The following is an 18,448-nucleotide window of genomic DNA, read 5'->3' as shown; positions in this document are numbered from 1 at the left end:
AACTGTAGATAAATAAAAAAGGGTTGATATGAATTCATATCAACCCTTTTTTGTTGGTTTAGCTATCGATTAAAACAGCTCTTCTACGGCTTCGCCTGATGACGTTGAGTAGATGTCATCATTGAAACGTTCAGTGATGTACTCTGTTGGCTCTGTGCCTTTCTCGAAGTACTCGAACATTGATGAACTATCGAACTTGTTCGTCAGTAAGCCCGTTTCACGGTCGATACGAACCCGGATGATGTTTTCTGGAAGCTCTTTACGTTGTGCAGGAACGCCTGCTAACGCTGTACCCATGAAGTCAACCCATGCAGGCTCTGCCGTTTTAGCGCCCGCTTCGGCACCGGTAATCTGGCTCTTGCCAAGGTTAGAGTTCGCTTTAGTTCGACCTAGGTTACGGTTGTGGTTATCAAAACCAACCCATACCGTTGCAACCATGCCAGGGCCGTAGCCGCTGTACCATGTATCTTTCGAGTCATTGGTGGTACCGGTTTTTCCGCCAATGTCACGACGTTTCAACGGCTGAGCACGCCAGCCTGTACCATTCCAACCAGTGCCTGCACTCCAATCACCGCCGCCCCAAATGTTGCTGTACATCATTTCACGAACTAGGAATGCGTTCTGCTCAGAGATCACTTGAGGTGCGTACTGTACTTTCGCGTCGACATCTTGCTCTGCAAACTCATCGGCCATTGGGTCTGTGGCAACCTTATGCTCGCAATTGTCCTTACAAACCACTTTCGGTGTCGCTTCGAATTCAGTCTCACCAAATGGCGTTTCAATACGGCTGATGTAGAAAGGTTCAACGTAGTAGCCGCCATTAGCGAATACTGAGTAACCTTGAGCTACCTTCATTGGCGTTAAGCTACCCGCACCTAGAGCAATGGTTTCAGAGCGAGGTACTTCGTCAATATCAAAACCAAAACGAGTTAGGTAATTACGAGTATCATCTAAACCAACTTCACGCAGCACACGCACAGCCATTACGTTTTTAGATTGAGCTAAGCCAATACGTAAACGCGTAGGACCCACGTAGGTCGGTGGTGAGTTCTTTGGTCGCCATGCGGTACCTTGGCTCTTATCCCATTGATTGATAGGCGCATCGTTGATCAGGGATGCTAACGTTAAGCCTTTATCAATGGCCGCTGAGTAAATAAATGGTTTGATACCAGAACCCACCTGACGAATAGATTGCGTCGCACGGTTGAATTTGTTGTGAACAAAGTTAAAGCCACCCACCATCGACAATACCGCGCCGTTGTTCGGGTTCATTGCAACAAAAGCAGTGTTCGCATTGGGTACTTGGCTTAGTCGCCATTCAACAGGTGTTTCTGACTTCGCCTCTGCTGACTCTTCTGTCGGTTCTTCAGATACTTCGTCTCCTGTAATTGCTTCATGGCGAACCCAAACTTGCTCACCAACAGCAAGAATCTCTTTCGCTTGAGAGGGGGCTGGCCCTTGGCGATTATCCGTTAGGAATTTACGTGCCCAGTTCATGCCTTGCCACTCGATAGTTCCTTCGCCTTGGTTCTTAACCCAAACTTGAGCGCTTTTCGAATCAACAGCGGTAACAACAGCAGGGACTAAGTCACCATAGGTTGGTTGAGACTTAAGGTGTTTAACGATTTGTTCTTGATCCCAAGCTGATTGTGCTGTTTGCCACAATACTTTTTCCGCACCACGGTAGCCGTGACGCTCATCGTAACCAAGTAGGTTCTTAATTGCCGCTTGGTTCGCTGCTTTTTGCAGTTTCGAATCAACGGTTGTGTAAACCTTCATTCCTGATGTGTAAGCGGCTTCGCCATAGCGTTCAACCATCCAAGCTCGTGCTACTTCAGCAACATATGGCGCGCTCAGTTCAATCTCGGCACCGTGATATTTCGAGATAAGTTCTTCACTGCGAGCGTCATCGTACTCTGATTGAGTGATGTATTTTTCGTCTAACATACGACGTAATACCACGTTACGACGGTGAGTCGCGCGCTCAATCGAATAGATAGGGTTCATCGTGGACGGCGCTTTTGGCATACCGGCTAGCGTAGCGATTTCACTCAGAGTCAGTTCAGGGAGGTCTTTACCAAAGTAAACACGCGCTGCAGCACCAAAACCGTACGAGCGGTGACCAAGGAAGATCTTGTTTACATAAAGTTCCATGATCTCTTCTTTGCTAAGTAGCTGCTCAATATGGATCGCAATGAAGATCTCTTTGATCTTACGCATGATCTTTTTCTCATTAGATAAGAAGAAGTTACGCGCAAGCTGCTGAGTAATGGTACTAGCCCCTTGTTTTGCCGAACCCGACATAGCAACGACGAGCGCTGCACGGGTGATACCGATTGGATCAATACCTGGGTGTTCGTAAAAACGGCTATCTTCGGTGGCAATCAGGGCCTCAACTAAGTGGCGAGGAATCTCGTCATAAGTCACTGGGTTACGACGCTTTTCGCCAAATTGAGAGATCAACTTACCGTCTTGACTGAAGACTTGCATTGGCGTTTGGAGCTTCACGTCACGCAAAGTGGCAACATCAGGTAATTCTGGTTTTACGTAATAATAAAACCCAAAAATTGTACTGACTCCAAGAATCATGCAAATCAATGTAAATATGAATAATCGCTTTATGAACTTCACCGGATAATCCCTGATTAGTTAAGGCTGATAAGCAGCAAACCCTTGTACTCTAGGCTAAAAACTTAGCTTTCGTTTATTAACGCTTATTTAACTAATAATCACAACCCCTAGATAATCAACGAAATGCTTGGCACTTCAGGAGCTAGGTCACATGGGTTCATCATTAATTACAGGTATAGATATAAATCATCACAGCATCAAAGCTGTGGTACTAAAACCCGTGGGGGAGTTGTATGCCCTAGTGGGATACAAAGAGCTGCCGATTTCGGACGACATTTTTACAGCTAACCATACTCTGGAGTATCAGAAAACTGTTAAGAAACTCAAAGAACTTAGGAAAGGACTGCCTTTTGGCTGTTGCAACGTCGCCATTTCAGTACCTGATAACACGGTGATCAGCAAAGTACTGCAAATAGAGAGTGAGTTAGAAGACAGAGAAAAAGAGTTTTCGATCTATCAAACCTTTGCTCATCAATCTCCCTTTCCGATAGAGGAGCTGAGTTTAGATTTTGTAAAGCTGGAAGACAAACGATTTGGTAAAGGTTCGACAAGCAGTTATCAGGTATACGCCACTCGTAAGGAAGTCGTCGACAGCCGAGCGGAAGCTTTGACCAAAGCTGGTTTTAAACCGGTGGTGGTAGACACGCAGGCGCATGGGCTGCTTAACATCTGGCAAATGGCATCGCGCCTTTACCCCGAAAAGAAAAACTGGCTGCTGGTGGATGTGGGAATCGACCAAACGTCGCTAGGCATTATTCCACAAGGTTTGGCACCGTTTTATAAAGATATCGCTTTTGGTACCAAAGACCTTCGCTGTAATAGTGCTGCAAATGATATCGAGAGTGTGTTCGCCACCACGGAAGATACACATCAATTTATTGTTAATTTGATTGAGAAGCTCAAGCGTCAATTACAGCTCTATTCATCAGGAAATGCACAGCAACCTATCTCAGGGATCTGGCTGATGGGCGAGGGCGCCAGCATTCCTATGGTAACCGAAGAGCTAGAACGTCAATTTCAGTTGAGTTGCGAGTCACTGAACCCTTTGTCTCTGTTTGAGAATAAGGTGGCGAAGCGATGTCGATTACCAACGAACTGGCAGCATTTCGGTATTGCGGCGGGTATGGCGATGAGTGGACTCAAGTGGCAGGGAGAAAAGCATGTTGCATCAAATTAACCTGTTGCCGTGGCGTGATGAGATTCGTGCTCAGCACAAGAAGCGCTTTATCCATCTGATCATTCTTGGTGTCATCATCGCGCTTGCAGGGCAATGGGCGGTTGGTCACTATTTTCACGACCAACAAGCCAAGCAGCAAGCACGTCTTAGTTATCTCAATCGATATATTGCCAAACTCGACCGACAAATTAAGTCATTAAAGGTCGCGGAGCAGGAGCATAAAGCGATTCTGACTAGGCTTGATGTCGTCGAAACACTGCAGCTTGGTCGCAACAAGACCACTGACTTTATGAACCTGATGCCGGAACTTATTCCTGAGGGCGTGTATGTCGACAAGATAAAGATGAATGGTCAGGAGATTGAAATGTCGGGCATCAGTGACAGCACCGCTCGTCTCGCCACCATGTTGGACAACCTAGAGCGTTCTGATTCTCTGGAAGGGGTCGAGATGCACTCCATCGTTCATAACCGCAAGCGCTTCAATAAAGAGTTTCAGACCTTCAAGGTTTCTTTTGTGTTTAGCCCTGTTTCTTTAGAAAACACAACCGCAGAGGGCACAACCGCAAACATAAAAGATAAGGGGGCGAATCATGGCTAACTTTCAAAATAGGATTAGTTGGCAAAATAGGATGAACTTGCAAGATCTTGATGTTGATGAAATCACCGAATGGCCGTTACTGCCTCAATTACTTGTGATTTTGGCGTTGATCATACTTATCCAAGGGGTGGGTACTTGGCTCTATGTTTTGCCACTTGATGATGAGCTACAACAGATGAAGCAACAAGAGCAGACCTTAAAAGCGACCTTGCGAATAAAGGCTAATAAGGTTGCAGCCTTACCTAAGCTTCAGAGCCAGTTGGATGAGTTAACTAGCCGTTACGACTATTTATTGGAGCAATTACCCGTTCAAAAGGAGTTGGCCAGTATGTTGGCCTCAGTGAACGAGCTTGGGTTAGATAATAAGCTGACATTTACGCGAATTGACTGGGGGCAGAAGCAGAACAAAGCGTTTCTCTATCGTTTACCACTCAATATCGAACTGACGGGTGACTACCACGAGATTGGTGATTTCTCTGCGGCCATTGCAAAACTGCCGCGCATCATCAGCTTTGATGATGTTAATTGGCAGCGAGTGAGCCAAGAAAGTAGCACGCTGCATTTTCGGGTTCGAGCTTACACCTACCAATTTAAATCGGAGGTGAATGATGAAACCCATTAGCATGTTTTATTCCCTATTGTTACTGCTCGCGTTGTCAGGCTGTAAAGCCAATCAGGAGTCGTTAGAAAACTTTGTGGTGCAAGTGGAAGCTAAGGCAAAAAAAGAGGTCGATCAGCTTGTCCCAGCAACGGAATTTGCAGCCGCTAGCTATCAACGAAGAACATTTCGCCCTCCGTTTGAGCTTCCTAAAGAAGCCATCGTGCAAAATCAGCCTTTAGTTAAGAAAGACTGTTGGCAACCTAGCGCACGTTCTCGCAATGGCAAATTAGAGAAGTACCCGCTGAGTAAGCTTCGTTTAAGAGGCGTCATGGGAAGCGGAACAAGTGTGTTTGGGTTAGTGCAAACACCCAAAGGGAACGTGGTAAACGTAAAGAAAGGCCAGTTTATTGGCTTAAATAATGGCCGAGTTACTAAAGTGACGAGCCAGTACGTTCAGATTAATGAAACTCTTCCAGATGGCTTAGGTTGTTGGCATAAGCGCAACGTTAGACTGGCTCTGAAGTAAACCAATGTCACATGATGTGGATATGAGATGTAAATATGATCAAAGGAATAAGTGGGTTAATAAAAAAAGGGCTGCAAGGCATAATCGTGTCTCTGATGCTGGTCTTTAGTGTGCTCAGTCACGCCGAGAGCTTACCTAATCAATTGGAGAATATTGATTTTAGGGTAAACAAGGATAAAGACGCCGTCATTGTTATTGAACTGGCAACCAGCACCGCTGTGGTGGATGTGCAACGTGCTCAGGAAGGTTTAAGTATCGAATTACTCAATACTCAAGTTAATGACGATAAGCTTTATCTTTTGGATGTGAAGGATTTCGCGACCCTAGTGGAGGGTATCGAAATCTATAAAGAGACGCCCAGCACGCGACTGTTGGCGACGATCGCTGGTGACTATCAGTATGAATATAACTTAAAAGGTCGTTTCATAGAAGTGGTGATCAGCAAACCTGCTATCAATGAAGCGACCAAAGAGAAAAGCGTTTTAGAAAAAGAAGGCAAGCTGATATCGATTAACTTCCAAGATATCCCGGTACGAAATGTCCTGCAGCTGATTGCTGACTACAACGATTTCAATCTCGTCGTGTCTGACTCGGTAGCTGGTAACTTAACTTTACGTTTAGATGGCGTACCTTGGCAGCAAGTTCTCGACATTATCTTGCAAGTTAAAGGACTAGATAAGCGCATTGATGGCAATGTTATTTTGGTGGCGCCAAAAGCAGAACTCGATCTTCGAGAGCAACAAGCGTTAGAGAAATCTCGCTTGGAAGAGGAGTTGGGGGAGCTTAAGTCGGAAATCATCAAGATTAATTTTGCTAAAGCCACCGACATTGCCGACATGATTGGCGGTGAAGGTGCGGTGAGCATGTTGTCTGATCGTGGCTCGATTACCATTGATGAACGCACCAATTCCCTATTGATTCGTGAACTGGAAGAAAACATTGCCGTGATACGAGGCATCATTGAATCTTTGGACATCCCCGTAAAGCAAGTCCAGATCGAGGCGCGCATTGTAACCGTTACCGAGGGTAACCTTGATGAGTTAGGGGTGCGCTGGGGTGTTTCTTCCACCAACGGTAGCTTCAAAGTTGGCGGCTCGATAGAGGGCAACCATCCATCGCAAATTACGCCGTATGACGATAATGGTGGGAATAGTGCGATTGACGATTTCCTCAACGTTAATCTAGGGGCTACATCTCCTAATGCATCAAGCATTGCGTTTCAGGTGGCTAAACTGGGTTCAGATACCTTACTTGATCTTGAGTTGTCGGCACTACAACAAGAGTCAAAAGCTGAGATTATTTCTAGCCCACGTTTAATCACCACCAATAAAAAGCCCGCTTATATTGAGCAGGGTACTGAAATTCCTTATTTAGAGTCATCTTCAAGTGGTGCTACTTCGGTCGCATTTAAGAAAGCAGTATTGAGTCTTAAGGTGACACCACAAATCACGCCCGACAATCGTTTGGTATTGGATTTAAGCGTGACTCAAGATAGACCAGGGCAAGTCGTGAAAACGGGAACGGGTGAGGCTGTTGCCATTGACACTCAACGTATCGGTACGCAAGTGCTTGTTAATAATGGTGAAACAGTCGTACTTGGCGGGATATTTCAGCACAGTGTGAGCAGTACAGTGGATAAAGTTCCTCTGTTAGGAGACCTGCCAGTTTTGGGGGCATTGTTCCGTCGTAGCTATGAAAATGTGGGTAAAAGTGAACTACTTATTTTTGTTACACCCAAAGTTGTGATTCAGTAATGAACAATTAGATTAAAAATAAAGTTGCATTAGTGGCACCTAACCTTGATAATTTCGGGTCTTATCACGAATTATCTGTGAGGAATCGGTGCCACAGGCCTTTTAATTTCAGTACTTGTACTGACCTACCTTGTGGCGATGTCATTGAATTAACGTTGTAAATTACTGCTAAAAACATGGCTGAGAAACGCAATATTTTTCTTGTTGGCCCAATGGGCGCCGGCAAAAGTACAATTGGTAGACACCTAGCTTCCCAACTTCATATGGAGTTTCTAGACTCTGACACTGTGATCGAAGAGCGCACTGGCGCAGACATCGCATGGGTTTTTGATGTTGAGGGCGAAGATGGTTTCCGTAAACGCGAAGAATCTGTAATCAACGATCTGACAGAAGAACAAGGTATTGTTCTTGCGACAGGTGGTGGTTCAGTGCTGAGCAAAGAAAACCGTAACCGTCTATCTGCACGAGGCATTGTTGTATACCTAGAAACAACAATTGAAAAGCAACTTGCTCGCACTAACCGCGACAAGAAACGCCCTCTACTTCAAACAGACAACCCGCGTGATGTGCTAGAAGATCTAGCTGTATCTCGCAACGCACTATACGACGAAGTGGCGGACTACACAGTTCGTACCGACGATCAAAGTGCAAAAGTGGTAGCCAACCAGATCGTAAAAATGCTAGAAGAACGTTAAGTTCATTTTTTCGGAGAGCAAACCCATGGAACGGATTACGGTCAATCTAGCTGAGCGTAGCTACCCTATCTCTATTGGCGCCGGGTTATTTGAAGACCCGGCGTACCTTTCTTTTTTATCAGGCAAACAGAAAGTTGTTGTTATCAGTAATGTGACAGTAGCGCCTCTTTATGCCGATAAAATTTTATCGCTGTTGGATCAAGTAGGCTGTCAAACTTCTCTTTTAGAGTTGCCAGACGGTGAGCAGTACAAAACACTTGAAACGTTCAACTCAGTGATGAGCTACATGCTTGAAGGAAATTACAGCCGCGATGTGGTGGTGATTGCTTTAGGTGGTGGTGTTATCGGTGATTTGGTCGGTTTTGCTGCCTCTTGTTACCAGCGCGGTATTGATTTCATTCAAATCCCGACGACCCTTCTTTCTCAAGTGGATTCCTCTGTAGGTGGTAAAACTGCAGTGAACCATCCCCTTGGTAAGAATATGATCGGTGCTTTTTACCAACCAAAATCTGTCATCATCGATACTAACTGCTTATCAACGCTTCCAGAGCGTGAGTTCGCAGCGGGCATTGCTGAGGTGATCAAATACGGCATCATTTACGATGAAGTCTTCTTTGATTGGTTGGAACAGAATCTAGAGAAACTTTATCAACTTGATGAAGACACACTGATTACCGCGATTGCTCGTTGTTGTGCAATTAAGGCTGAAGTGGTTGCTATAGATGAAAAAGAGTCAGGAATCAGAGCGTTATTGAACCTAGGTCATACATTTGGTCATGCGATCGAAGCAGAACTAGGCTATGGTAATTGGCTACATGGTGAAGCTGTGTCGTCAGGCACTGTAATGGCAGCGAAAACAGCTCAATTACAGGGACTGATCTCTCAGCAGCAACTTGAGCGAATTATTTCTATACTCAAGAATGCGAAACTGCCAATCCATACGCCAGAAAGCATGTCTTTTGAAGACTTTATGAAGCACATGATGCGTGATAAAAAAGTGCTGTCTGGTCAGTTACGTTTGGTATTACCAACAAGTATTGGTACCGCTGAAGTGGTCGCTGATGTGCCTCAAGACATCATTAAACAAGCGATTGATTTCTGCCGTACTCTTTAAATTTGGTTGTGAGGTTGCCTAGCTAAACCCTAGGCAGCTGAAGCGTTTTACTGATCGATCTTATCAGTAGGGATACCCAATGAGTTTGGCTCATGAATTAAGAGTATTAGAGTTAGAATCTCAAGTTGAGCTGCTAGAGCGCTTACAGCTTTTGACTAACTTTGGTTCAAACCTTGTAACGGTTGCGGGCAAAGCTGGCTCTGGCCGATCTTGGTTGGCTCAACGTTACCTTGAAGCATGGTCGACAGAAAAAAATCAGTGTTTACTGCTTTGTCACCCAAGCCAAGACGATCAACAGCGTCGCGCGCTTATTCTTAGCCAAATTGTTTCTGATCCCCTGTTTAATCAACATGATTCTTTATCAGATAGCCTCGCAAGGCTACTGGATGGAGAGTCGTGTAATGTGGTTATCGTTGTAGATGATGCCCACCGACTGTCTGAGCTATTGGTATCCGAATTATGGATGTTGGTACTTGAAGCTCAATCAAACCCTCAATGGACGATCAATATCGTTCTCTTCTCGGAAATTGGCCATCTAGACACGCTACTAACACGTCTTAGTTACGGGCAACCACACAAGCCTATCGACCTCGAGATCGATGATCTTTCTCAACCAGAAGCGGAACATTTCTTTGAATCCCTAGTGATTCGATATGTTGATGATGAGTCTGAAACTCGCGTGCGACGTGCGTTTAATAAAGCACAACCTTTGCCCGGTGAGTTAATGGCTTTAGGAGAATTGAAAGTGGAAAAAAGGATTATTATTCGCTCAATTATTGGCTCACCCATCAATATCGCGATTGTGGTGGCCTTGTTGTTGGTTTTAATTGGTGGTGGCTATTGGTGGATGTTTAGTCAACCAACCCCTGACGATAAAGCGCAATCACTTATCGCTCCCATTGAACAAACAGCTATCCCAACGTTTGAAGTGGAAAGTGGTACTGAGCAAGCCGGAGTCGACGGATCTTCAGATTCTGAAGCCGAAGCTGACATGAGCTATCAAGGTGCTGACGATGACAGTTCATCTTTACCACCGGTTGTGGTGGAAGGTACAGCCAGTGTTGGCGAGGTGAAACAAGAGCAGCAACGTGTGGTGATTACTTCTGATGTGGTTGATGCCTTGCTTGATGACAAGCCGAAAAGTGCCGATACCAGTGCGATTGATGCTGCCGTAGAAGAAAACACAGGTGCCGTGGTTAGCGCGCAACCTGATGCGGCGAAAAACGAGTCACAAGCTTCAGTTGATGGAGATACTGACCTAACGGAATCAACACCGCCGACGAAAAAGATCACCTTCTCATTTGCTCGCGAAGAGTTACAAGCTATCTCGCCACGCGCGTATACCTTACAATTGAGCGCGATGACGTCATTAGAAGATGTTCAGTCTTTTATTGAAGAATATGACGTCGAGGACAAGGTTCGTATTTATCCAACACTTCGTAACGACACCAAGTGGTTTATCATCACTTATCAAGATTACCCAACGATTCAAGTAGCGCGAGACGCGGTAAGTGCATTATCAAAACCACTTCAACAGTTGGAACCTTGGGCAAAATCGATGAATCAAGTACATCGAGAGATAGAACGTGCGAAATAACCCTGAGCTTAGCCTCAAAATATGTTACATTCCGCAGCCTTATTTTTGAGTTGATAGATAGAGCAGTAAATGAAAAAGCAGCGTGCCTTTCTAAAATGGGCTGGTGGTAAATATGGCCTAGTTGAAGACATCCAACGTCACCTGCCACCTGCTCGAAAATTGGTAGAACCTTTTGTCGGTGCCGGCTCAGTATTTCTGAATACTGATTTTGAACAGTACCTGCTTGCAGATATCAATCCCGATCTTATCAACCTATACAATCTACTTAAAACCGATCCTGAAACCTATATCACTGAAGCGAAGCGTTGGTTCTGCCCTGAGAATAACCGTAGAGAGGCGTTCCTAGATATTCGCGCTGAGTTTAATGGTACAGATAACGTCATGTATCGATCGTTAGCTTTCTTGTATATGAACCGATTTGGCTTCAATGGCCTATGTCGTTACAACAAGAAGGGCGGTTTTAACGTTCCATTTGGTTCTTATAAAAAACCTTACTTTCCAGAAGTTGAGTTGGAATTTTTTGCTGAGAAAGCGAAGAAAGCGACGTTTGTTTGTGAAGGATATAGCGAGACCTTTAGCCGCGCCCGTAAAGGCTGTGTGGTTTATTGTGATCCTCCTTATGCGCCATTGTCTAGTACTGCTAACTTTACCTCTTATGCGGGTAATGGCTTCAGCTTAGATGATCAAGCGGCCTTGGCTGATGTTGCAGAAAGAGCGGCAATGGAACGAGGCATCCCTGTCTTGATTTCAAACCATGACACCACCTTAACGCGCCGTCTATACCATGGTGCGGAATTGAACGTGGTCAAGGTTAAGCGTACCATTAGCCGTAATGGCGCAGGGCGTAATAAAGTTGATGAGTTACTGGCACTTTTTCATAAAGAGAAAAACCAGCAACACGCTTCAACAGAATTGTAGTCGTCAGCATAACCCTCGAACTCATTAAAATGAGTGACCAACGGGTACTTTCATAAACTAATCTTTCGAACTGCTAGAATCTACTTAGGTGCTTAGGTAGAATTGCACACCAAATAGTCTTGGGATTGAGTCTTGTATTTGTGTACGAGATGTCACAAGGCGGTGATATTCGCAATTTACTCACTCTTAAGAGGTTTGGTATGAAAGATTTTCTAATCGCTCCATCGATTTTGTCTGCAGATTTTGCTCGTCTTGGTGAAGACGTAGAAAAAGTACTCGCAGCCGGTGCCGACGTTGTGCACTTCGATGTGATGGACAACCACTACGTACCTAACCTGACTTTTGGCGCTCCTATCTGTAAAGCGCTACGCGACTACGGCATCACAGCTCCTATCGATGTTCACCTAATGGTTAAGCCAGTAGACGGCATCGTACCTGAGTTTGCTAAAGCCGGCGCATCAATGATTACCTTCCACGTTGAAGCGTCTGAGCACGTTGACCGTACTCTACAGCTAATCAAAGAACACGGCTGTAAAGCGGGTGTAGTATTGAATCCAGCAACGCCACTTTCTTGCCTTGATTACATCTTAGATAAAGTAGATATGATTCTACTGATGTCTGTGAACCCTGGCTTTGGCGGTCAATCTTTCATTCCTCACACTCTTGATAAGCTGCGCGCTGTTCGTAAGCTTATTGACGAATCAGGCCGTGATATCCGCCTTGAGATTGATGGCGGCGTGAAGGTGGATAACATCCGTGAAATTGCAGAAGCGGGCGCAGATATGTTCGTTGCCGGTTCAGCTATCTTCAATCAACCAGATTACAAAGAAGTGATTGATGAGATGCGTGCAGAGCTTGCAAAAGTAAACGCATAATCGTAAAACTACAGATAGATTGAATATTAAGGGGCTCATTAGCCCCTTTTTTACGTCTTATAGCTCAACTCATAAGGCGAAAATTATAAATAGGAAAGTAAGATGTCATTAAGCTCAATAAAACTGATCGCCTTTGATTTGGATGGAACCTTATTAGATAGCGTGCCTGATTTAGCTGTCGCCGCTGACCAAGCTTGTCAGGAATTGGGGTTTTCTTCAGTAAGCGAAGAACAAGTTCGCGACTATGTGGGTAATGGTGCTGATGTTCTAATCGGACGTTCATTGAGCCGCAATTTGACGGTTGACCCAAGCTTAGAGCCTGAGCTTCTGAAGAAAGCGCGCATCCTGTTTGATGATTTCTACGAGCAGGGCGGTCATAAGCTAAGCCACCTTTATCCATCAGTAAAAGAAACGCTCGCTGAGTTGGATAAAGCAGGTTTCACTATGGCACTTGTTACCAACAAGCCATCGAAATTTGTACCAGACGTTCTGGCGCAGCACGATATCGATAAGTACTTTATTGATGTGTTGGGTGGCGACTCTTTTCCAGAGAAGAAACCGAACCCAGTGGCGCTGAACTGGTTGCTAGAAAAGCACAATGTGAAGGCTGAAGAGATGCTGATGGTTGGTGATTCAAGCAACGACATCAAAGCGGCTAAGAATGCAGGCTGCCACTCGTTTGGTCTGACTTACGGCTATAATCACGGTGAGCCGATTTCAGTATCAAACCCTGACTATGTCGCAGACAACATTGCACAATTACTAGATGTCGTTCTAGTTTCAGCATAAAGCGGACAAAAGTTAGCTAACCTACTAGCAAAATACTTATCAATGAGTACACTGGATGAGCCGTACAGAAGAGCTGTGCGGCTTTCTATTTTAAAGTTAAGAAGCTAAGTTTTTCAGATACTACGTTAAGAAACTAAGTTAACGAGCTTAGCGAACAAGCAAAGGAATTAAAAGCATGAGCAAGCCCATCGTATTGAGTGGTGTTCAACCATCTGGTGAACTAAGTATCGGTAACTACTTGGGTGCTCTACGTCAATGGCAACAGATGCAAGATGATTACGATTGCCAATACTGTGTTGTAGACCTTCACGCAATTACGGTTCGCCAAGATCCGAAAGCACTGCATGAAGCGACTCTAGACGCATTAGCAATCTGTCTTGCTGTCGGTGTTGATCCAAAGAAGAGCACGCTATTTGTTCAGTCACACGTACCAGAGCATGCTCAACTTGGTTGGCTTCTTAACTGTTACACACAAATGGGTGAATTGAGCCGTATGACTCAGTTTAAAGATAAGTCTGCACGTCACTCAAATGACGTAAACGTAGGCCTATACGACTACCCAGTGTTGATGGCTGCAGACATCCTGCTTTATGGTGCTCACCAAGTGCCAGTAGGTAGCGACCAGAAACAACATCTAGAGCTAGCGCGTGATATCGCAAATCGCTTTAACAACATCTACGGCCCTGAAACGCCAATCTTCCAAGTACCAGAACCTTACATTCCAACAGTGAATGCACGTGTGATGAGCCTGCAAGATGCGACTAAGAAGATGTCTAAGTCTGATGATAACCGTAAGAACGTGATTACTCTGCTAGAAGAGCCTAAGTCGATCATCAAGAAGATCAACAAAGCGCAAACGGATGCAGAAACGCCACCACGCATTGCCCATGATTGGGAAAACAAAGCGGGTATCTCTAACCTAATGGGTCTGTACTCTGCGGCGACGGGTAAAACGTTTAAAGAGATCGAAGCGCAATATCAAGGCGTTGAAATGTATGGTCCGTTCAAGAAAGATGTCGGTGCCGCATTGGTTGAGATGCTTGAGCCAATCCAAGCTGAATACCACCGTATCCGTGCTGATCGTGCTTACATGGATGCAGTAATGAAAGCGGGTGCAGAAAAAGCCTCTGAGCGCGCCGCAGTCACACTGAAAAAAGCATACGAAGCAGTTGGTTTTGTTACTCGCCCGTAGGGTTAACTAAAACAAGCTGTTTGAAAATTTAAGCCCAAAGTGGATTTTGTTTACTTTGGGCTTTTTAGTGCCCGCCCTATTTGAATTCCCTATAGCCCCCCTTGTTTGAATTGATGATTTACACATTGTCGGACTAACATATTCATATTGTTAATGCTGTGTTATTGATCTTATTCACTGATTTTAAGTTTTATAAAATTAAGCTCATTTCTATTTGTGTTGGAAATACATAACGTGCCAAACAATTGATAATCCCTAAGTGATAAGTTCCTCATTTTCTTGCCAACTGACTTATTCCTTTCATAAATAAACCTGATAGTTACCACAAAATACATGACTGCCAATAGACGGCAGTAACTATAAATCGATGAACTCAGGTGAAACGGATGGCTCTTTTACACAAACCTTCATTGCTAGCAGTGGCAATTGGTAGCTTGCTAACAGCAAGTGCACACGCTGATTTGTTTATTTCACAATATGTGGAAGGCGGCAGCTACAACAAAGCGGTTGAGATTGGCAATAACGGCGATAGCAGCATTAATTTAGATGGTTATTCACTGGCTAAATCAGCAAATGGCAACGGCTCATGGGGTGCCACTTTACCTTTAGATGGCCACGTTTTAGCACCTGGTGAGGTGCTTGTTGTCGCTCATACGAGTGCGAGTGATGAGATTAAGGCAATCACTGACATTCTAAATGCTTCGATTGCTAACCATAATGGTGATGATCCACTGGCTATCTTGAATTCAGATGGTTCGGTACACGATGTTGTTGGTTTGATGGGCGATGTAGACTGGGGTAAAGATGTTACTTTGGTTCGTGCGACACAAACACCTTCTGCGACGTTTGATGCTTCACAATGGGTATCGCTACCAAAGGACAATATTGAAGGGCTAGGTTCACTAGACAGTGTGGAACTGCCAGAAGCGTTCACTTGTACACAAGATGGCTCTGATCCAGTATTCACAACCATTCAAGAGATCCAAGGCGAGGGCGGAACATCACCGTTCATTGATGGCTACCCGTACATCACCGACGATGAGTACTTCGTGAAAGGTGTTGTGAGTGCGGTGACAACGGGCATAACCAAAGGCTTCTACCTGCAAGCACTTGAAGATGACTTCAATTCAAGCACTTCTGAAGGTCTATTTATCCACACGAATCAATCGAGCTCAGAACTGGCTGCGGGCGATGTGGTGTGTGTGAAAGGTAAGGTTCAAGAATACTACAGCCATACTCAGCTTAAAGTTGAAAACAACCAATGGCTAAAACAGGGCGAACAACAAGCACCTGAAGCAACGGCGATAGAAGCGCTAGACAGTGATGAGAACTTCGCTGCAACGCTTGAACGCTACGAAGGCATGTTGGTGAAAACGACCGAAGCGCTTGATATGCGTGTGACTCGTACCTTTGGTTATGACTACTCAGGTCGTCGTAACAACATGGTACTGGCACATGAGCGTATTAACATGCAGCCGAACCAGCTTTTCGCAGCAGGTTCTGAAGACGCGAAACAACAAACGGAAGATAACGCAGACCGTCGTCTTTTCGTTGAAACCGATCAAAAAGCGGGTGACGGACAGGTTCCTTTCTATCCAGACTTTGGCCGTACCGATATTGATCAAGATGGTTCAACAGAAGACTACATCCGTATTGATGACACCATTGTTGGTCTAGAAGGCGTACTTACCTACAGCTACGGTGAGTACCGCTTAGTGACAACTAACCAAATCTCGGCTGAAAATTTCGTTCGTAACGATCCGCGTACCGACAAACCAGGTATGGATGAAGGCGACCTTCGCATCGCGACTTTCAATGTTTTGAACTACTTCAACTCTCCATTTGGCGGTGACGCGAACCAACACGGCAACAACCGTGGTGCGAACACCATCACCGAGTTTGAGATGCAACAAGAGAAGATAGTGAACGCGATTCTTCGCTTAGATGCAGACATCATTGGTTTGATGGAAATTGAGAACAACGGCTTTGGTGAAGGCTCTGCAATTGGGCAGCTCGTTAACCAACTTAATGACCGCATTGAGCGCAAGAAAGACCGCTATACCTTTGTGGCTGTTGATTCTAATGAAGATGGCGTAACCGACGAGATGGACTCGATTGGTACCGACGTTATTACAACAGGCGTTATCTACCGTAAGAAGGTGGTTAAGCTTAAAGATAGCCGCGTTATCGCGATGCCAAGCCAACAAGCCCCAGAAGTATTAGACGATTCAGGCAAGGTGATTGAAGACGGTAAGAACTACCAACGTGACTCATTGGCGCCAACCTTTAAAGTTAAGGGCACCAAAGAGAAACTCACCGTTGCGATTAACCACTTTAAATCGAAAGGTTCTAAGTGTTGGGAAGATGCAGCACCTGTTGAACAGGGCGGCCAAGGTGGTGTTGACGCCGATAAGCAAGGCTCATGTGAGAACTTCCGTGTGGCAGCAGCAGTTGCTCTGGGTGAAGCGCTAGACGGCATCAAAGGCCATAAAGTGATTCTGGGGGATATGAACTCGTACGGCATGGAAGATCCAATGCTGGTGCTTACGGATTACTCTGAAGAGAAATACGGTAAGCAAATTAAAGCGGCTCGTAACACTTACATTGATGGCGCTGAGCAGTTTGGTGACAGTGGTGCGGTGATCACTAAGAATTACGGCTACATTAATGCTGTGGCTCAAAAGCACCCGGACAGTTGGAGCTATTCATACAACGATGAAGTTGGTGCTCTGGATCATCTGTTGATCAGTGACAGCTTGAAAGAGATGGTAGTAGATGCAACCGACTGGCACATTAATGGTGGTGAGTCGACGTTGTTTGACTACAACGAAGAGTTCAAAGGTGACCTGCCTAAGTATCAAGATCACTTCCGTTCATCGGACCATGATCCTGCTGTTCTTGAACTACGAGTAGGCGGTTCATTTGGCTTTGGTGCACTGATGTCATTGTTTGGTTTAGCAATGTGGCGTCGTCGCAAGTAGCGACATCGTTAACTGCGCAAGCCAACTGATACAGGTAACTGAAAGTTATCTGTAAACAATTAAGGTCAACTTAGGTTGGCCTTAATTGTTGGCGAAATGCAGTTTCCACTTGCCTTTCGCCATGGGTATTGCACAATACCGCCCCTATATCCCCCAATTATTTAGTATTTAGCAAACGATTTCGACCCATGTTACTTATCATCGATAACTACGACTCTTTTACCTATAACTTGTATCAGTATTTCTGTGAGTTAGGGGTCACTGTGAAAGTTGTTCGCAACGATGAGATTGATATTGCGGGTATTGAAGCGCTGAATCCTAGCCATCTTGTTATCTCGCCGGGACCTTGTACGCCCGATGATGCGGGAATCTCTCTGCAAGTCATTGAACACTTCGTGGGTAAGTTGCCGATCTTAGGTGTGTGCCTTGGTCATCAAGCCATTGCTCAAGTCTTTGGTGGTGAAGTGGTTCGAGCCAGACAAGTGATGCACGGTAAAACCTCTCCAATCCGCCACAATGGCAAGAGCGTTTTTCATGGGCTTAATAACCCTCTAACCGTGACACGTTACCATTCTCTAGTGGTGAAAAATGGCACGCTACCTGACTGCTTTGAACTGACCTCTTGGACGGAATTTGAAGATGGCAGTATGGATGAAATCATGGGTTATCAACACAAAACCTTGCCGATTGATGCCGTACAATTTCACCCTGAGTCGATTAAAACAGAGCAAGGACATCAGCTCCTCGCTAACTTCTTAGCGCGTTGAGTGTTTAAATTTGACTCTTTCTGTGTCTAAATAAGCCAGTTGAACCTGTTAGCCCATTCGTTAAGCGTTTAAATTCGGGCGCTACGCGTCTCTTACTCCTCTGACGCCGATCACTTTTTATAACATTTCTCTCTCTTCAGGCTAAGTTTTTAGCCTATGCAAAATTATTCGCCTTATTTCGTCTCGAACCCTATATACCGCAATGCCAGTAAGGCTTTGCTATTACTGGTTAT

Annotated in this window: 15 protein-coding genes; 14 read left to right on the top strand and 1 reads right to left on the bottom strand. The window is 45.0% G+C overall.

The features are described from left to right. Positions 1–69 precede the first annotated feature (69 nt). Positions 70–2,631, bottom strand: a complete 2,562-nt coding sequence (locus BCU75_RS17915; protein WP_198593435.1) for a penicillin-binding protein 1A — start codon at positions 2,629–2,631, stop codon at positions 70–72. Between the two features lie 151 nt (positions 2,632–2,782). On the opposite strand from BCU75_RS17915, the gene pilM reads away from it, so the two are divergent. From pilM to BCU75_RS17845, 14 genes are all read left to right on the top strand, one after another. Continuing rightward, complete coding sequence (gene pilM / locus BCU75_RS17910) at positions 2,783–3,808, top strand: type IV pilus assembly protein PilM (RefSeq protein WP_102474641.1); 1,026 nt, start codon at positions 2,783–2,785, stop codon at positions 3,806–3,808. After that, on the top strand, positions 3,792–4,406 hold the full coding sequence (locus tag BCU75_RS17905) for a PilN domain-containing protein (RefSeq protein ID WP_102465050.1): 615 nt from the start codon (positions 3,792–3,794) through the stop codon (positions 4,404–4,406). Before pilM ends, BCU75_RS17905 begins: the two co-directional genes overlap by 17 nt. After that, a complete protein-coding gene (locus tag BCU75_RS17900) occupies positions 4,399–5,028 on the top strand; it encodes a type 4a pilus biogenesis protein PilO (protein WP_102474640.1) in 630 nt (209 codons plus the stop codon). Before BCU75_RS17905 ends, BCU75_RS17900 begins: the two co-directional genes overlap by 8 nt. Next, a complete protein-coding gene (locus tag BCU75_RS17895; protein WP_372202235.1) occupies positions 5,012–5,533 on the top strand; it encodes a pilus assembly protein PilP in 522 nt (173 codons plus the stop codon). Before BCU75_RS17900 ends, BCU75_RS17895 begins: the two co-directional genes overlap by 17 nt. Before the next feature lie 35 nt (positions 5,534–5,568). Further along, on the top strand, positions 5,569–7,287 hold the full coding sequence (locus BCU75_RS17890; RefSeq protein ID WP_102474638.1) for a type IV pilus secretin PilQ: 1,719 nt from the start codon (positions 5,569–5,571) through the stop codon (positions 7,285–7,287). A 176-nt stretch (positions 7,288–7,463) separates the two neighbouring features. Next, complete coding sequence (gene aroK / locus BCU75_RS17885; protein ID WP_004729664.1) at positions 7,464–7,982, top strand: shikimate kinase AroK; 519 nt, start codon at positions 7,464–7,466, stop codon at positions 7,980–7,982. A gap of 25 nt (positions 7,983–8,007) precedes the next feature. Beyond that, positions 8,008–9,096 carry a 3-dehydroquinate synthase gene (aroB, locus tag BCU75_RS17880; protein WP_102474637.1) on the top strand — a complete coding sequence of 363 codons (1,089 nt, stop codon included), beginning with the start codon at positions 8,008–8,010 and terminating at the stop codon, positions 9,094–9,096. Positions 9,097–9,175: 79 nt separating this feature from the next. After that, on the top strand, positions 9,176–10,693 hold the full coding sequence (locus tag BCU75_RS17875) for an AAA family ATPase (protein WP_102474636.1): 1,518 nt from the start codon (positions 9,176–9,178) through the stop codon (positions 10,691–10,693). Between the two features lie 69 nt (positions 10,694–10,762). Beyond that, the gene (locus BCU75_RS17870) at positions 10,763–11,611 is read left to right on the top strand and encodes a Dam family site-specific DNA-(adenine-N6)-methyltransferase (protein ID WP_102474635.1); all 849 of its coding nucleotides are present in this window, start codon (positions 10,763–10,765) and stop codon (positions 11,609–11,611) included. A 200-nt stretch (positions 11,612–11,811) separates the two neighbouring features. Beyond that, positions 11,812–12,486: a ribulose-phosphate 3-epimerase gene (rpe, locus tag BCU75_RS17865; protein WP_102474634.1), complete on the top strand. Its 675-nt coding sequence runs from the start codon at positions 11,812–11,814 to the stop codon at positions 12,484–12,486. 102 nt (positions 12,487–12,588) lie between these two features. Then, complete coding sequence (locus BCU75_RS17860; RefSeq protein WP_102474633.1) at positions 12,589–13,275, top strand: phosphoglycolate phosphatase; 687 nt, start codon at positions 12,589–12,591, stop codon at positions 13,273–13,275. Positions 13,276–13,450: 175 nt separating this feature from the next. After that, on the top strand, positions 13,451–14,467 hold the full coding sequence (trpS, locus tag BCU75_RS17855) for a tryptophan--tRNA ligase (protein WP_102474632.1): 1,017 nt from the start codon (positions 13,451–13,453) through the stop codon (positions 14,465–14,467). Positions 14,468–14,853: 386 nt separating this feature from the next. After that, positions 14,854–17,448, top strand: a complete 2,595-nt coding sequence (locus tag BCU75_RS17850; RefSeq protein ID WP_102474631.1) for an ExeM/NucH family extracellular endonuclease — start codon at positions 14,854–14,856, stop codon at positions 17,446–17,448. A gap of 188 nt (positions 17,449–17,636) precedes the next feature. Beyond that, positions 17,637–18,215: an aminodeoxychorismate/anthranilate synthase component II gene (locus BCU75_RS17845; protein ID WP_102465058.1), complete on the top strand. Its 579-nt coding sequence runs from the start codon at positions 17,637–17,639 to the stop codon at positions 18,213–18,215. Positions 18,216–18,448: the final 233 nt, after the last annotated feature.

The organism is Vibrio splendidus (assembly GCF_002873455.1).
In the GTDB taxonomy this organism is placed as follows: Bacteria; Pseudomonadota; Gammaproteobacteria; order Enterobacterales; family Vibrionaceae; genus Vibrio; species Vibrio splendidus_J.
Note: the sequence above shows the minus strand (reverse complement) of the source record. Positions and strands in the feature narration are given on the sequence as shown.

Bases quoted from the DNA above. Each gene is read 5' to 3' on its own strand.
- pilM (WP_102474641.1), top strand. From the start codon at position 2,783: ATGGGTTCATCATTAATTACAGGTATAGATATAAATCATCACAGCATC.
- BCU75_RS17905 (WP_102465050.1), top strand. From the start codon at position 3,792: ATGTTGCATCAAATTAACCTGTTGCCGTGGCGTGATGAGATTCGTGCT.
- BCU75_RS17900 (WP_102474640.1), top strand. From the start codon at position 4,399: ATGGCTAACTTTCAAAATAGGATTAGTTGGCAAAATAGGATGAACTTG.
- BCU75_RS17895 (WP_372202235.1), top strand. From the start codon at position 5,012: ATGATGAAACCCATTAGCATGTTTTATTCCCTATTGTTACTGCTCGCG.
- BCU75_RS17890 (WP_102474638.1), top strand. From the start codon at position 5,569: ATGATCAAAGGAATAAGTGGGTTAATAAAAAAAGGGCTGCAAGGCATA.
- aroK (WP_004729664.1), top strand. From the start codon at position 7,464: ATGGCTGAGAAACGCAATATTTTTCTTGTTGGCCCAATGGGCGCCGGC.
- aroB (WP_102474637.1), top strand. From the start codon at position 8,008: ATGGAACGGATTACGGTCAATCTAGCTGAGCGTAGCTACCCTATCTCT.
- BCU75_RS17875 (WP_102474636.1), top strand. From the start codon at position 9,176: ATGAGTTTGGCTCATGAATTAAGAGTATTAGAGTTAGAATCTCAAGTT.
- BCU75_RS17870 (WP_102474635.1), top strand. From the start codon at position 10,763: ATGAAAAAGCAGCGTGCCTTTCTAAAATGGGCTGGTGGTAAATATGGC.
- rpe (WP_102474634.1), top strand. From the start codon at position 11,812: ATGAAAGATTTTCTAATCGCTCCATCGATTTTGTCTGCAGATTTTGCT.
- BCU75_RS17860 (WP_102474633.1), top strand. From the start codon at position 12,589: ATGTCATTAAGCTCAATAAAACTGATCGCCTTTGATTTGGATGGAACC.
- trpS (WP_102474632.1), top strand. From the start codon at position 13,451: ATGAGCAAGCCCATCGTATTGAGTGGTGTTCAACCATCTGGTGAACTA.
- BCU75_RS17850 (WP_102474631.1), top strand. From the start codon at position 14,854: ATGGCTCTTTTACACAAACCTTCATTGCTAGCAGTGGCAATTGGTAGC.
- BCU75_RS17845 (WP_102465058.1), top strand. From the start codon at position 17,637: ATGTTACTTATCATCGATAACTACGACTCTTTTACCTATAACTTGTAT.